We start from the raw sequence: 14,965 nt of genomic DNA, 5'->3' as shown, positions 1-14,965 counted from the left end.
CACCGGGTCTCGAGACGCTCGCTGCGCTCGCTCCTCAACCACCAGACCACCCGGTGGTTGAGGGGGCCGAGGAACGAGGCCGTCTCGAAACCACCCCGCCCGGCTCACCGGGTTTCGAGACGCTCGCTGCGCTCGCTCCTCAACCACCGGCGACGACGGTCGCCCGCGCGATCTCCTCGACCACCGGCAGCTCCCACCGTCGGTGCGAGGTCAGCGCAGCAGACCGCGGACGACGCGCAGGGCCACCGACATACGGGCCAAGTCGACGGCGTCGTCGGCGCAGATGTCGGCCAGGGTGGAGGCGGTGCGTTCGACCCGATCGACCTGCTCGGCCTCCCACGCCGCGATCGCGGCATCGACGTCGAGCGCGTCGCCGCGGCTGTCGTCACCGCTGCCGGCGTCCTCGATGACCTGGCGGGTGAGCTCGGCGTGGACGGCGTGCAGGTCGTCGCGCAGCGTCGCGCGCGCCATCGTCTGCCAGCGGTCGTCCCGCGGCAGCGCGAGGATGCGGCGCACCAGACGCGGCAGGCCGAGCCGCTCGCCGAGCACGAGGTGCAGCCGGGCGACCTCCAGCAGGTCCACGCCGTCACCGGCGGCAGCGTCATCGGGAACCGCGCGCGCCACGGAGTCCGCGACGTCGACGACGTGCAGCAGCATGTAGGCGGGTGGCAGCACCGCCACCGCAGTCGCCAGTGCGTCCTCGACATCGGAGTCCGCCAACGCGTCGCGACGCTCCTCGAACGCGGATCTCTCCTCACCGACCAAGAGGTCGGGCAGCGCAGCCATGACCCGCTGCACGCGGTCGGAGAAGTGGTCGACCAGCGCCTGGCTCTCCAGAGGTGCGCGGCGGTTGACCACCAGCCACCGCGACGCGCGCTCGACCAGGGTGCGCATCTCGATGCGCATCCTGGTCTGCACGGCGGCGTCGATCAGGTTGTCGCATGCGCTGATGCGGGTCCGCAGAGCCAGCGACCCGAAGATCTCCCGGGCCACGAAGTTGGCCCGCGTCAGCTCCGCTGCGCTGGCTGCCGTCTCGCCCGCCAGGCGGGGCCAGTAGGTGAACCCGGCACCGTTGACCAGGTCGCCGACCACCTGGGTCACGATGATCTCCCGGCGCAGCGGGTGCTCGCTGATCCGGTCGAGGAACCGCTGCTGGATCGGTGTCGGGAAATAGGCGCGCAGGTCCAGGTCGAGGTACGGATCGTCGGGCAGGTCGGAGGCGAGCAGCTCGTCGGCGAGCACGATCTTGGTCCAGGCCATCAGCACCGACAGCTCCGGCACCGTCAGTCCCTCGCCGCGCTCCAGGCGGGCCGCGACCTCGGTGCTGCTGGGCAACGCCTCCAGGTCGCGGTTGAGCACGCCGCGACCTTCCAGCTCCCACATCCACGACTCGTGCACGTGCAGCAGCGGCGCGGCGTTCGCCGCCGCGTTCGCGAGCGCCAGGTTCTGCTCGTAGTTGTCACGCAGCACCAGGTCGGCCACCTCGTCGGTCATCTCCGCGAGGACGGCGTTGCGCTGCTTGCCGGTCAGGTCGCCGGTGGCGACCACCCGGTCGAGCAGGATCTTGATGTTGACCTCGTGGTCGGAGGTGTCGACGCCGGCGGAGTTGTCGATGAAGTCGGTGTTCACCCGACCGCCGGCCAGGGCGTACTCGATCCGGCCGCCCTGGGTGAGGCCGAGGTTGCCGCCCTCCCCCACGCACCGCACCCGCAACTGCTCCCCGTTCACCCGGATGGCGTCGTTGGCCTTGTCGCCCACGTCGAGGTTGGTCTCGTCGACCGCCTTGACGTAGGTGCCGATGCCCCCATTCCACAGCAGGTCGACGGGCGCCAGCAGGATCGCCTTGATCAGCTCCGACGGGGTGAGCTTGGCGACGTCGTCGGGCAGGCCGAGCGCCGTGCGGATCGCCGCGTTGAGCGGCACGGACTTCGCACTGCGTGAGAAGACCCCGCCGCCCTCGGAGATCAGCGATCGGTCGTAGTCCTGCCAGCTCGAGCGCGGCAGGTCGAAGAGTCGGCGGCGCTCGGTGAAGGAGGCCGCGGCGTCGGGCTCGGGGTCGATGAAGATGTCGCGGTGGTCGAAGGCCGCGACCAGACGGATGTGCTCCGAGCACAGCATTCCGTTCCCGAAGACGTCGCCGGACATGTCGCCGATGCCGATGCAGGTGATGTCCTCGGCCTGGCAGTCGATGCCCATCTCGCGGAAGTGCCGGCGCACCGAGACCCAGGCGCCTCGCGCGGTGATGCCCATCGCCTTGTGGTCGTAGCCCACCGAGCCGCCGGAGGCGAAGGCGTCACCGAGCCAGAAGCCGTAGTCCAGCGCGATCCCGTTGGCGATGTCGGAGAACGTCGCCGTGCCCTTGTCGGCCGCCACGACGAGGTAGGAGTCGTCGCCGTCGTGGCGCACCACCCGCGCCGGCGGCGCGGTCTGACCCTCCACGAGGTTGTCGGTGACGTCGAGCAGCCCGCGGATGAACGTGCGGTAGCAGTCGACGCCCTCGGCCAGCCATGCTTCGCGCGTCCCCGGATCGGCCGGATCGATCACCGGCAGGTTCTTCGCGTAGAAGCCGCCCTTCGCACCGACCGGGACGATCACGGTGTTCTTCACCATCTGCGCCTTGACCAGGCCGAGGATCTCGGTGCGGAAGTCGTCGCGCCGGTCGCTCCAGCGCAGACCTCCACGCGCCACCGCCCCGAATCTCAGGTGCACGCCCTCGACCCGCGGCGCGTAGACGAAGATCTCGAACCGCGGGCGCGGCTCGGGCAGGTCGGGGATCGTCGACGGCTCCAACTTCAACGACAGCTGCGGCGCGCCCTCGGCGTAGGTGGAGTAGTAGTTGGTGCGCAACGTCGCGCGCACGTGCGCCAGGTAGGAGCGCAGCACCCGGTCGTGGTCGAGGCTGGCGACGTCGTCCAGCGCGGCCAGGATGCGCGCTTCGACGGCGTCCTGGGCTGCGGCGCGTGCGGACCCGTCCGCACGCGGGTCCTCGGCGACGTGCTGATCGGGGTCGAACCGCGCCTCGAACAGCTCCACCACCATCCGGGTGATCTCGGCGTTGGCCAGCAGCGCCTCCTCCAGCGAGTCCAGCCCGAACGGAGTCAGCCCCTGACGCATGTACTTGGCGTAGGCGCGCAGCACGCTCACCTGCCGCCAGGTCAGCTGAGCCGCGAGCACGAGCCGGTTGAACCCGTCGGTCTCGGCTCGGCCGTCCCACAGCGCTCGGACGGCGTCGTGGAAGAGGTCGCGCGCGTCGTCGGGGAGACGCCCGGGGTAGCGCAGGCCGAACTCGTAGATGAACGTCGGCTGAGTGAGACCGTCGAGACCGTAGGGCCGCTCATCGACCACCTCGACGCCCAGCGAGGTGAGCACGGGCAGCACCTCGGAGAGCGAGAGCGGCGGACCGATCCGGTAGATCTTCAGCCGCGCCTCGCCCGGCGCGGCGTCCAGCTCCTGGTAGAGCGCGTGGTCGACCCCGCGCATCGTGGGATCGGCGATCACCGCCTCCAGCCGCCCGATGTCGACCGAGGCGACGCGGGCCGCGAAGTCCTCCTTGTAGGCCTCGGGGAAGGAGTCGGCGTAGCGGCGGCCCAGGATCGCACCGACCTCCTCGCCGTACTCGTTGAGGACGGCGGTCGTCAGGTCGTCGCGCCAGGAGCGGGCCGCGTCGGCCAGGCGCCGCTCGAGGTCGGCCACCTCGCCCGCGTCGAGCTCGGGCACCAGCGCGCCGCGGGGGACGTGCACGACGAAGTGCACGCGCGCCGTGGTCGACTCGTCGAGGCGGGCGTTGAACTCCACCGAGTCGGCGTCGAAGCGCTCGGTGAGGATGCGGGAGAACCTCTCGCGCACGGCCGTGTTGTAGCGGTCGCGCGGGAGGTAGACGAGCACCGAGGCGTACCGACCGTAGGTGTCACGGCGGACGAACATCCGCACGGCACGACGCTCGCGCGCCTGCATCGCCGCCCGCACCAGCGGCCCGAGCTCGCCGACCGGCGTGTGGAACAGGTCGTCGCGCGGATAGGTCTCGAGGGTGTCGAGGAGCGTCTTGCCGTCATGACTCTGGGGGTCGAACCCGCTGCGCCGCACCACCTCCGCAACCTTCTCCCGCACCAAGGGGATGCGCAGCAGCGACTCGGTGTAGGCCGCGCTGGAGAACAGCCCGAGGAACCTGTGCTCCCCGCGCACCTCGCCGGACTCGTCGAAGGTCTTCACGCCGACGTAGTCGAGGTAGGCCGGCCGATGCACCGTCGCGCGGGAGTTCGCCTTGGCCAGCACCAGCAGGTGCTTCTCACGTGCCTTGGCCTTCACGGGGTCGGGGAGCCGCGCGAACGACGCGCTCGCCGCCTGCTCGACCCCGGTCGTGTTCCGCGCCGAACCCGTGCCGGCTCGTGACCGCGATGCCCGCAGGATGCCGAGCCCGGTGCCCTCGATCGGTCGCAGGACGTCGTCCTCCCCCGGTTCGCCGTCGGTCGCCGTCGAGCGGTCCGGCCCTCCGGGCTCGGGCTCGACCCGCTCGAGCACGTACTCGCGGTAGCCCAGGAACGTGAAGTGTCCGGCGGCCAGCCAGCCCAGCAGCTCCGCCGCCTGCTCGATCTCATGACGAGGTACCGGCGGGGGCGCCTCGGACAGTCCCGCGACGACGCCCTGGATCCGCGCCTGCATCTGCGGCCAGTCCTCGACGGCGACGCGCACGTCGCCGAGCACGCGCTCGACCTGGGCGACGATCTCGGGGAGGGCGTCGCCCTCGCGCACCCGGTCGATCTCCACGTGCATCCACGACTCGCGCAACCAGCCCTCGGCGGGCGGCGCCGCGCCGTCCTCGACCGGGCGGACGGCGAGCAGCTCGCCGTCCCCGTCGCGCTCGACGTCGAGGTTGGGGTGCACCACGAGATGCACGTCGCGCAGCTGACGAGACAGCTCCATCGTGAGCGAATCGACGAGGAACGGCATGTCGTCGGTGACGACCTCGACCACCGAGTGCCCGCCCGCCGACCACCCGTGCGTGCTCACCGACGGCGTCGAGACCCGCACGACGGCCTGACCCGGCGTCCGCAGTCGAGCGACTCGGTAGTGGGACGCGAAGGCGCCGAACACGTCGGCGGCGGTCCGGTCGGCGAGGTCCTCGGCGGTGGTCTGCCGGAAGTAGCAGCGCAGCAGCTCGTCGATGTCGCCGTGCGGCGGCCCTCCACTCCCCTTGCCGTGGCGCGCGTGCTCCGCCGCCTGGTCGATCAGTTCGGACAGGCCCGGGAGGTGCGTCGACGTTGACACACTCGCCACGGTAGGGGCGTGGCACCGCGAGGACAACGCCCGCGAGCGCGAACAATCGGGACCCACGCACCCCGCGCTTGCCGGGCCGATACGGTTCCCTCCATGCGCGTGTCCCTGTCCGCCCGGCCCCTCGCCGTCGCGGCCGTGCTCGCCGGCTGCGCACTCTCCGCGTCGGCGTGCGCCGAGCGCGACACAGAGCCCATCACGGCGCAGCTCCGGCTCGACGATGCGATCAACGAGTTCAACGACGACAACACCGGCTCCTACCAGCTGGACTACACCCTCGACGGAACCGCCCGCACCGACCACGGCTACTACCGGGTCGCTCCCGACTCCAACGGCACCCTGCACACGGTGATCGACACCGCGGGAGGGAGCGAGGCCGTGAGCGCACGGTTCCTGCGCACCGTCGCCGACACCTTCCTCCTCGTGCCCGAGAGCGCGGTGGCCGACGTCCGCAACAGCTGCTGGGTGCGCGGCGACCTCGTCGACGCCGCACCCGTCGCCGGCGTCGACCCGCTCGCCGTCGCCGACGTGCCGAACAGCTCGCCCGCGGTGGAGGTCGTCCTCAGCCTCCGTGCGGCCGAGGAGGGCGAGAGCGACGACGAACTGATCGCCCAGGCGAATCTGCGCGCTGCCGCCGCGGCACTGGGCCCGCAGGTGATGCGCAGCCTCGGCCTCACCCGGGCCCGCATCGACGTGCCCGCCACGATCACCCTCGACGACGACCGCATCGTCGGCTGGCGGATCCTGCTGAGCGACATCGCCGAGGCCGCCCCCGACGGCGAGGCTCTCGACGACGTCGGCGACAGCGACGCCATCGAGGTGGTGTTCACCGAGCCACGAATCTCCGTGGACTTCTCGCCGCCCGCCACCGACCGCACCATCAACACCAAGCGCTCCGACAGCCAGGTCGCCGCCTTCCTGGAGTCCTGCGCGGTGGACGTCGAGTCCGACGCGACCGACGAGTCCGACGACGTGGCCTCCGACGAGTCGACCGACGGCACGGACGAGGAGTCCGGCAGCCTGGGCGACCCGGTCGAGGAGGCCGACGCCCCGACCACCGACGAGAGCCCCACCGCCGACTCGACCGAGTCGGGCGATCCGCTGTCGTCGCCGTTCGACTGACCGCACGGTCCCCCGCTACCCCACGCACGCCGTCCGCGAGTCCGAGAGACAGGAGCACCCATGTCCAAGACCGTCAGCCACGAGATGCACTACGAGGCACCGATCGAGGCCGTCGCGGCGATGCTGGCCGACCCTGCGTTCCGCGAGGCCGTGTGCCGTGCGCAGAACGCGACGTCGACCTCGGCCACCATCGAGAAGCGTGCCGACGGCACCCACGTGCGCATCGAGCAGAGCCAGCCCGCCGAGGGCATCCCCTCGTTCGCGCGCAAGATCGCGGGCAGCTCGATCGACATCATCCAGGAAGAGCACTGGACGACGCCGGAGCAGGGCACCGTCACCGTCACCATCCCCGGCAAGCCCGGCGACATGGTCGGCACCGCGCGTCTCGCCGCGTCGGGCGAGGGCACGATCGAGACCGTCGAGCTCACGGTCACTGCAAGCATCCCGCTCATCGGCGGCAAGATCGAAGGACTGATCGCCGACAAGCTGGTGCGCGCGCTGAAGTCCGAGCACCGCGTGGGTCGGGAGTACCTCGCAGGTTGAGTCCCTCACGGTGGTGGAGGAGGCCGAGGAACGAGGCCGTCACGAAACCGGTAGCAGCCGCCCGAGCCGCCAGGTCTCGTGACGTCGCAGAGCGACCTTCTCGACCACCGGCCCGCTCCACCAGTCGGAGCGACACCCTCGGCCAGCGGTCAGGGTCGGCCGGTGGGCGCGTCGGCCGGAACGGCGTCGGGGTCGTGAGCGGCGGCGTCGTCGGCGCGACGGCGCAGCACCACGACGATCGCGAGCACCAGGACCGGACCGAAGGCGAGCACGAGCGTGACCGCCTTCTCCACCGGGTGCAGCGCACCCAGGTGCCAGAGCGTGAGCCCCAGGCTCATCAGCACGTCCACACCGACCATTGACTCACAAGGTCCGAACGCACCTCATCGCGGGCCCTGGTGCGGGTGCCGGTGCTCGACGGCGGGCACGAACGTCTCCTTGATCGAGCGCGGCGAGGTCCAGCGCAGCAGATTCGAGGCGGCACCTGCCTTGTCGTTGGTACCGGAGGCCCGACCACCGCCGAACGGCTGCTGGCCCACGACGGCGCCGGTCGGCTTGTCGTTGATGTAGAAGTTGCCGGCGGCGAACCGCAGCTCCTCGCTCGCCCACGCGATCGCCGCCCGGTCGCGTGCGATCACGGCGCCGGTGAGGGCGTAGGACGCGACCGACTCGAGCTGGCGCGCGACCTTCTCGAACGCGCCGTCCTCGTAGACGTGCACGGCCAGGATCGGGCCGAAGTACTCGGTCGTGAACAGCTCGTCACGCGGATCGCTCGCCGTCACGACCGTGGGCCGCACGAAGTACCCGACGGTGTCGTCGACCTCGCCGCCCGCGACGATCTCGACGCCACGCGCATCACGCGCGCGGTCGATCGCCGCCGCGTGCCGGGCGAAGGCACGAGCGTCGATCACGGCGCGGGTGAAATTGCCGAAGTCGGTGACGTCGCCGACGGCGAGCGCGTCGACGTCGGCGACGAACTGCTCGCGCATCTGCTTCCACAGCGACGCCGGCACGTAGGCGCGCGAGGCGGCGGAGCACTTCTGCCCGCTGAACTCGAACGCGCCGCGGATCAGCGCCACGCGCACGACGGCGGGATCGGCCGAGGGGTGGGCGAGCACGAAGTCCTTGCCCCCCGTCTCGCCCACGATGCGGGGGTAGGAGCGGTAGCCGGCGATGTTGTCGCCGACGGTGCGCCACAGGTGCTGGAACGTCGCGGTCGAGCCGGTGAAATGGATGCCGGCCAGGTCGGGGTGGGCCAGCGCGACCTGGGACACCTCGAGGCCGTCGCCGGGCAGCATGTTGATCACGCCCGGTGGCATGCCCGCCTCCTCCAACAGCTCCATCGTCACCGAGGCCGCGAGCTGCTGGGTGGGGCTGGGCTTCCACAGCACGGTGTTGCCCATCAACGCCGGCGCGGTCGGCAGATTGCCGGCGATGGCGGTGAAGTTGAACGGGGTGATCGCGTAGACGTAGCCCTCGAGCGGGCGGTGGTCGGTGCGGTTCCACACGCCCGGGCTGTTCGCGATCGGCTGCTCGGCGACGATCTGGCGGGCGTAGTGCACGTTGAAGCGCCAGAAGTCGATCAGCTCGCACGCACTGTCGATCTCGGCCTGGAACGCGGTCTTCGACTGGCCCAGCATGGTCGCCGCGTTGAGGCGCTGACGCCACGGGCCGGCCAGCAGGTCGGCGGCCTTGAGCAGGATCGCGCACCGGTCGTCGAGCGGCATCCGGCGCCAGTCCGGCGCCGCCTGGCCGGCGGCCTTCACCGCCGCCTCGGCGTCCTTGATCGTGCTGTTGCGCAGGACGCCGAGCACGTGCGCGTGATCGTGCGGCTGCACGACCTCGATCTCCTCGCCGCCGCCGTGGCGCCGGCGTCCGCCGATGTGCGCTCGCAGCGAGTGCTGACGGCGCTCCATCCGGGCCAGCTCGGCCTGCAGCTCCTCGCGCTCGGCGCTCCCCGGCGCGTAGGTCAGGTTCGGCTCGTTCACGGGCACGGGCGGTGTCGTGATCGCATCCATACCAACGTCCTACGCCACGCCTGGGGGGAAGTCCAGCCGAGTGGCAGTGTCAGACCGGCCACGGCACGCGGGTCGTGGGCTCAGCCGAGCAGCGCAGCGATCTCCTGGGTCGCGTACCACCCGAGATCCTCGTCGGGGTCGCCATCGGCCGGGCGCACCTCGCCGTCGGCGTGCAGGGCGACGACGTCGCGCAGCCTGATCGCCCCGATCGCGCCGCCACCGACGGCGGCCGGGTCGAGCTCGACGACCACGACGATGCGCCGACCGGGAGCGCCGGCCAGACGCTCGGCCGAGAGGTCCGCTGCGGTCATGAGCGCGGCGTACTCGTCGTCCTCGGCGTCGGACTCCGCGACCACCGCGTCATCGAGCACGACGTCGAGCGTCCCGGCCTCGGCGAGGCTGCGCAGCTCCTCGACCGTCACGGGCACGTAGAGTCGCGTCGCCGCGCTCATCGGTCCGACTCCGGCTCCTCGGCGCCACCGGCGGCCCGCTTGACCGCCTTCGTCACGCTGGCCCGGGCGGCCGCGGCCTTCTTCGCCGCCGTCGTGCGACCGCGTGGCGCGCGGGTCGCGGTGGAGGCGGCGAGGAGCTCGTCGAGCGACTCGATCAGGCAGCCGCCGAGCACGTCGATGTCGGGCAGCAGGTCGCGGTCGGCGGTGATGCCGTAGAAGACGCGACCGTCGTAGGAGGTGACGGCGATCGAGAGCGGGTGCCGCTCGAGCAGCGGCGCGACCGGATAGGTCGCGACCATCCGGGCTCCGGCCGCGTACAGCGGTGTCTGCGGGCCAGGCACGTTGGTCACGCACAGGTCGTAGCCGCGGTTCAGCTCTTCGCTCGCCACCCGCGAGCCGATGGCGTGGAAGGTCGTCGGCGCGAACCCGGCGATGCCGGCGAGCCGGTTGGCCGCGACGCTCCGCCCGGTCTCCTTGTGCGCCTGGAAGGAGTAGGAGACCTGGTGCAGCCGCACGATCGGGCTCGGCTCGGCGATCGGGAGATCGACGAAGTGCGCGGCGATCTGGCTGCCCAGCGACGTCGCCTCGAGTTCCTCGTCGATCACCGAGACCGGGACGAGGGTGCGCACCTGGCGGATGCCGCTCATCGACTCGGTGCGTGTCATCAGGTAGGAGCGCATCCCGCCGGCGATGGTCGCGAGGATGACGTCGTTGATCGTGCCGCCGTGAGCGGCCCGCACTGTGCGGTAGTCGGCCAGCGAGGTCTCCAGGGTGAGCACCCGGCGCTGCTGCGAGAGCGGACCGAAGATCGCCGAGCGGCGCGTGCGGCGTCCGGTCAGTCCGCGCGCGACCTTGCGAGCCCGACGTCGGGCCTGCTGCGCCGACCTCAGCGCGGCGGCCGTCGCCATGCTGGCGGTGTCCACCAGGGTCGTGCGGTCGGTGAGGGTGTCGCGGATCGCGTCGACGACGACGCCCGCGGTCGAGGGCGCGCCACGCGGGTACCACTCGTCGGGCTCGAACGCCTTCGGCTCGGGCGTGACGTCGAGCAGCAGCTGGCCGAGGTCGACGGTGTGGACGCCGTCGACCAGCGCCTGATGCGACTTCGACAGCACCGCGACACGGTCACCGCTGAGTCCTTCGACGAAGTACATCTCCCACAACGGACGCGAGCGGTCCAACGGGCGCGAGACGATGCGCCCCACCAGCTCCAGCAGTTGCTCGTCGCTGCCCGGGCGGGGCAGCGCGGAGCGCCGCACGTGGTAGGCGAGGTCGAAGTGCTTGTCGTCGACCCAGACGGGTGCGGCCAGGTGACCGGGCACCTCGACCAGACGTTGCCGGTAACGCGGCACGAACGACATCCGGTCGGCGATCAGCTCCAGCAACCGGTCGTAGTCGAAGCCGGAGGCACCGGGCTCGAAGATCTCGATCGTGGCGTTGTGGCGCGGAGCGGTCGCCGTCTCGGTCGCCAGGAACGACAGATCGCGGGCGCGTAGACGCTCACCCATCCCGACCTCCTACCCGTCGACCGCGATGCGACGTCGCATCGACTGCCGTGCTCGTGCCCGACCCCGTGCCGGACCCGTTGCCCGCCATGGGATTCTGGCAGAAGAAGCGCCTACCGAGCGCACCCACACACACAGTGGAGGACGACCGTGTCGCACGTCGGCTCACAGCACAGCCCGCAGCCCAGCGGCCCCACGACGCCACGGCCCGCCGTCAGCGGTCGCACAGCGCGACGGATCGCCGCCGCCCTGGCCGCCGGCGCGGTGGCGCTGGGCCTCAGCGCGTGCGGCGGCGACGGCGGGTCCACGACGGTGAAGAAGATCGACATCACGTTCTCGGGCTCCAGCGTCACCCCCAACGGCGACCGGGTGAAGGTCGACGTCGACCAGCCGATCGACCTGATCGTCACCGCCGACGAGCCGGGCGAGCTGCACGTGCACTCCGAGCCCGAGCAGAGCTTCGAGTACGAGGGCGGCGGCGCGACGACCACGATCGAGTTGCAGATCGCCCGGCCCGGCGTGGTCGAGGTCGAGTCCCACGACCTCGACGAGCTGGTCGTCTCGCTCGAGGTCAGCTGACCGTGAGGGGTGGCTCGACCGGTCTCCCTCCCGACGGCACGTGGACCGACCTGCAGGCCCACGGCCTCGGCGGCCAGAAGGACCTCCCGATCCCCCTCGACCTCGCCGTCGCGGGAGCTGTGGCGGCGCTGGTGGTGTCGTTCACCGTGCTCGCACTCGCATGGCGACGCTCGCGCTTCGACCGCCCCGACGCCGAGTCCGCGGGCCGCCCCGCCCCGGCCTGGTTGCAGACCATCGTCGGCTCGCGTGCGTTCACCCTCGCGCTGCGCGGCTTCGGCATGGTGGTCTTCGCCTACACCGCGTTCGCCGCCGTGTTCGGGCGCGACTCCACGATCAACCCGTTCTTCGGCATCTTCCTCGTCTGGCTCTGGGTCGGGCTCGTGCCGATGTCGTTGCTGTTCGGGCCGTTCTGGAAGGCGATCAGCCCGGTCCGGACGATCAACCGCGCGTTCGCCGCGATCGCCGGCACCGACCCGGCGGAGGGCCTCTACTCCTACCGGGAGCGGTGGGGCTACTGGCCCGCGGCCATCGGGCTCTACGCGTTCGTCTGGTTCGAGCTGGTCTACCCGCACCTGACCGAGCTGGGCCCGGCCCGCTTCTGGTGCGCGACCTACGTCGCGATCATGCTGATCGGCGGCGCGCTGTTCGGCGAGCGCTTCTACGAGCGCGCCGACCCCTTCGAGGTCTACTCGACGCTGGTCGCCAAGCTCTCCCCGTGGGCCACCCACGAAGGTCGACTGCTCCTCCGCAACCCGCTGGCCAACCTCGCGACGACGGTCCCCGGACCGGGCCTGATCGTCGTCGTCGGCATCCTGTTCGGCAGTACGGGCTACGACTCGTTCCGCGAGTCGCCCACCTTCGTGACCTTCGTGCAGGAGTCCTCCCTGCACGGCGACCTGCTGCGCAACGCGGCGCTGATCGTGTTCTGCATCGGCGCGACACTGGCGCTGATCCTCGGCACCATGGCGATGGGGCTCTCCTCCTGGGTTCCGGCCCCTGTACGAGCGGTGCTCGCGAGGGTGCGCTCCGGGACCGCACCCACGCCCGCCGACTCGCTGCTGCCTGACGGCGTCCGACGCCGGGCACTTCCGAGCCTGTTCGCACACTCGATCGTGCCGATCATCGTCGGCTACATGATCGCCCACTACCTGACCTACCTGATCGAGACGGGATCACGCACGTTGATCCTCGCCAGCGATCCGCTCAGCAGGGGATCCAACCTGCTCGGCACCGCCGACTGGCAGCAAGTCACCTGGCTGAGCTATCACCCGACCCTGCTGGCCAACATCAAGGTGCTCGCGGTCGTGATCGGGCACGTGGTCGCGGCTGTCGCCGCCCACGACCGCGCGGTGCGGCTGCTTCCCGCGCGGCATCAGCTCACCGGCCAGCTCCCGCTGCTGATCGCCATGGTCGGCTTCACCAGCGGCGGGCTGTACCTGCTCTTCTCCTCCTGAGCATCAGCGCTGCAGCCCGACCCGGCGCCCGACCCGTCGTGCGCGACGAGGGCCTCGCGCCCCGTCGACTCCCAGGTCGCTGACCAGCGACTCGACCGCACGGGTCAGCGACGACTCCCCGCACTCGAGCAGGCCCCGGCCCGAGATCGCGGCGCGGTCGCAGGCCGGTTGGTCGTCGGGCAGGAACGCCACCCCTGCCACCGCGGCGACGTCCACCCCGCCGAGCATCGCCGCGACATCGCGCTCGGACCAGCCGAGCCCGGGGCGCATCCGGTTCACGACCACCCGCACTGCGACGTCCGCACGCACCTCACGAAGGTCGTGGATGGCGCGCGCCAGCCGGGTGAGCCCGACCGGGTCGGCGCTCCCGATCACGAGCACTTCGTCGGCCACCTCGATCGCCGCGAGGGTGAGGTCGTGGCGTCCGGGTCTCCCGGGATCTGCGTTGTCGCGCTCCAGGCAGAATCCGGTGTCCACCACGACGTCGGCGCGACGGCGCAGCGCCTCGACCAACTCCTCCAGCACCTCGCCCCGTACCTCGGGCCACCGGTCGGCGCGTGGGAGCCCGGTGACCACGGCCAGGCGCTCGGAGAGGCCACGCACTACGCTGCCGACCTGCTCCTCGAGTCGCCCGGCCGTCTGCGCGCGGGCCGCGGCGAGCAGTCCGGACACCTCGTCGAGCACGCCGAGCGTCTGGGCGACCGCGCCCCCGTAGGGGTCGGCGTCGACGAGGGCGACCAGCCTCCCGCGACGGGCGATCTCGGCGGCGACCGCGCATGCCACCACGGTCCGGCCCGGCGCACCGGCGGCACCCCAGACGGCGAGCACGCGGCCGCGACCACCCGGGGGCGCACCCCCGCCCACCATCGCCGTTCCAGGGTCGGCGACGTCCGCCGACGCGACCTGCGAACCCGCCAGCGGCGCGGGACCGGCGAGCAGGGCCGGGATGGTCTCGAGCCGATCGGATCGCACCGTCTCGCGCACGCCGACAGCGACCGCGCGTGCCGCAGCAGCGTCGGAGCCGAACTCGCTCGGCGGCGGCACGACCGCGAGAACCCGGAGGCCGTGTCCGTGCAGTCGCGCGAGGGTCGCGGCGTCGAGGCCGGGCGACTCGACCGCCACGATCGCGGCGTCGCCCTGCCCGGACGACGCCACGGCGAGGAGGTCGTCGACGTCGACGCACCGCTTGAGCACGGCGACTTGGCGGGCGGCGTCCAGAACGCGCATCGCGGCGGACTCCCAGGCCGCGCCGGAGCCGAGCACGATCGTGACGATCACGGATGCACCGCCACCGAGATCTGCGGCTCCTCGGTATCCGCGAGCACCTGCTGGAAGGGCGCGACGTCGTCAGGCGCGACGGCCAGTACCAACCGTCGCTCCTCGGCCAGACCGAGGCCGTCATCGGATCGAGGCGCGGCGACCACCCGCACCTCCCGCAGCACCGGGCCGGACCCGGCGTCCGGTCCCGTGCGGCCGAGTCCGTCGATGTAGAGGTCGACGATCGTGCCGGGACCCACGGACGGCGGCAGTCGGAGTGCGGAGACCGGCACGGCGATCTGGACCTCTTCGGAGCCCGCCGTGGCGCCGAGCGCCCCGCGGGGCAGCAGCTCGCCGGCTCCGAGCGCCCGCGTGACGACCAGGTCGGGCAGCTCCTCCTCGACCCCAAGGTAGGCGCCGGCCGCGTCGGCGTCGGCGAAGCGCACGTCCCGCGCCTGCAGATCCTCCGTCGTCAGCTCCTCCCCCGGCGCGACGTCGCGCACGAGGCTCCATACCGACACGGTCTCGTCGCCGGCTGCGAGCACGCGTGCGCCCAGGAGCACCGAGGCGGCCATGATCGCGATCCCGATCCAGACGCGCGCATCGCGCCACCCGGGGCGGTGCACACGCACGGCGCGCTGCTCGGCGACGGACGGAAGTGCGGCGGGAGCACTGCTGAGACGGTGGCTCGCCGAGGAGCCGGACGGCGGCGGTGAGGACGACGGGGCTGTGCCCCCGAACCCGAGAGTGGACACCTCGCCATCGCA

The 14,965-nt window shown here is 71.7% G+C and carries 11 protein-coding genes; 4 read left to right on the top strand and 7 right to left on the bottom strand.

Translation table 11 applies throughout. The annotated features are described in order from the left end of the window. Window positions 1-210: 210 nt before the first annotated feature. Window positions 211-5,265: an NAD-glutamate dehydrogenase gene (locus KSO97_RS01930; RefSeq protein ID WP_232676175.1), complete on the bottom strand. Its 5,055-nt coding sequence runs from the start codon at window positions 5,263-5,265 to the stop codon at window positions 211-213. A gap of 102 nt (window positions 5,266-5,367) precedes the next feature. Between KSO97_RS01930 and KSO97_RS01925 the strand changes: the two genes are divergently transcribed. Both KSO97_RS01925 and KSO97_RS01920 read left to right on the top strand, forming a co-directional pair. Further along, window positions 5,368-6,393 carry a hypothetical protein gene (locus tag KSO97_RS01925; RefSeq protein WP_232676173.1) on the top strand — a complete coding sequence of 342 codons (1,026 nt, stop codon included), beginning with the start codon at window positions 5,368-5,370 and terminating at the stop codon, window positions 6,391-6,393. Between the two features lie 60 nt (window positions 6,394-6,453). Further along, window positions 6,454-6,936, top strand: coding sequence for a DUF2505 domain-containing protein (locus KSO97_RS01920; RefSeq protein ID WP_232676170.1), 483 nt, complete (start codon window positions 6,454-6,456; stop codon window positions 6,934-6,936). A 149-nt stretch (window positions 6,937-7,085) separates the two neighbouring features. Here KSO97_RS01920 and KSO97_RS01915 read toward each other — a convergent pair whose 3' ends face one another. The 4 genes from KSO97_RS01915 to KSO97_RS01900 all read right to left on the bottom strand — a co-directional run bounded on the left by KSO97_RS01915 (window position 7,086) and on the right by KSO97_RS01900 (window position 10,911). After that, window positions 7,086-7,295, bottom strand: coding sequence for a hypothetical protein (locus KSO97_RS01915; protein WP_232676168.1), 210 nt, complete (start codon window positions 7,293-7,295; stop codon window positions 7,086-7,088). Between the two features lie 24 nt (window positions 7,296-7,319). Then, a complete protein-coding gene (gene pruA, locus KSO97_RS01910) occupies window positions 7,320-8,954 on the bottom strand; it encodes an L-glutamate gamma-semialdehyde dehydrogenase (RefSeq protein WP_232676167.1) in 1,635 nt (544 codons plus the stop codon). Between the two features lie 80 nt (window positions 8,955-9,034). Then, window positions 9,035-9,406: a hypothetical protein gene (locus tag KSO97_RS01905; RefSeq protein WP_232676166.1), complete on the bottom strand. Its 372-nt coding sequence runs from the start codon at window positions 9,404-9,406 to the stop codon at window positions 9,035-9,037. Continuing rightward, on the bottom strand, window positions 9,403-10,911 hold the full coding sequence (locus KSO97_RS01900; RefSeq protein WP_232676165.1) for a wax ester/triacylglycerol synthase family O-acyltransferase: 1,509 nt from the start codon (window positions 10,909-10,911) through the stop codon (window positions 9,403-9,405). Before KSO97_RS01900 ends, KSO97_RS01905 begins: the two co-directional genes overlap by 4 nt. 147 nt (window positions 10,912-11,058) lie before the next feature. Here KSO97_RS01900 and KSO97_RS01895 point away from each other — a divergent pair, with 147 nt between their 5' ends. Both KSO97_RS01895 and KSO97_RS01890 read left to right on the top strand, forming a co-directional pair. Further along, window positions 11,059-11,487 carry a hypothetical protein gene (locus KSO97_RS01895; protein ID WP_232676164.1) on the top strand — a complete coding sequence of 143 codons (429 nt, stop codon included), beginning with the start codon at window positions 11,059-11,061 and terminating at the stop codon, window positions 11,485-11,487. A 2-nt stretch (window positions 11,488-11,489) separates the two neighbouring features. After that, window positions 11,490-12,941, top strand: coding sequence for a hypothetical protein (locus KSO97_RS01890; RefSeq protein ID WP_232676163.1), 1,452 nt, complete (start codon window positions 11,490-11,492; stop codon window positions 12,939-12,941). Between the two features lie 3 nt (window positions 12,942-12,944). Here the strand turns inward: KSO97_RS01890 and KSO97_RS01885 are convergent, their stop codons facing one another. After that, a complete protein-coding gene (locus KSO97_RS01885) occupies window positions 12,945-14,219 on the bottom strand; it encodes a ParA family protein (protein WP_232676162.1) in 1,275 nt (424 codons plus the stop codon). Next, the gene (locus KSO97_RS01880; RefSeq protein ID WP_232676161.1) at window positions 14,216-14,830 is read right to left on the bottom strand and encodes a hypothetical protein; all 615 of its coding nucleotides are present in this window, start codon (window positions 14,828-14,830) and stop codon (window positions 14,216-14,218) included. Before KSO97_RS01880 ends, KSO97_RS01885 begins: the two co-directional genes overlap by 4 nt. Window positions 14,831-14,965: the final 135 nt, after the last annotated feature.

Source organism: Nocardioides sp. R-C-SC26, from assembly GCF_021246465.1.
GTDB lineage: Bacteria > Actinomycetota > Actinomycetes > Propionibacteriales > Nocardioidaceae > Nocardioides.
This window is presented reverse-complemented; position numbering and strand designations above follow the sequence as displayed.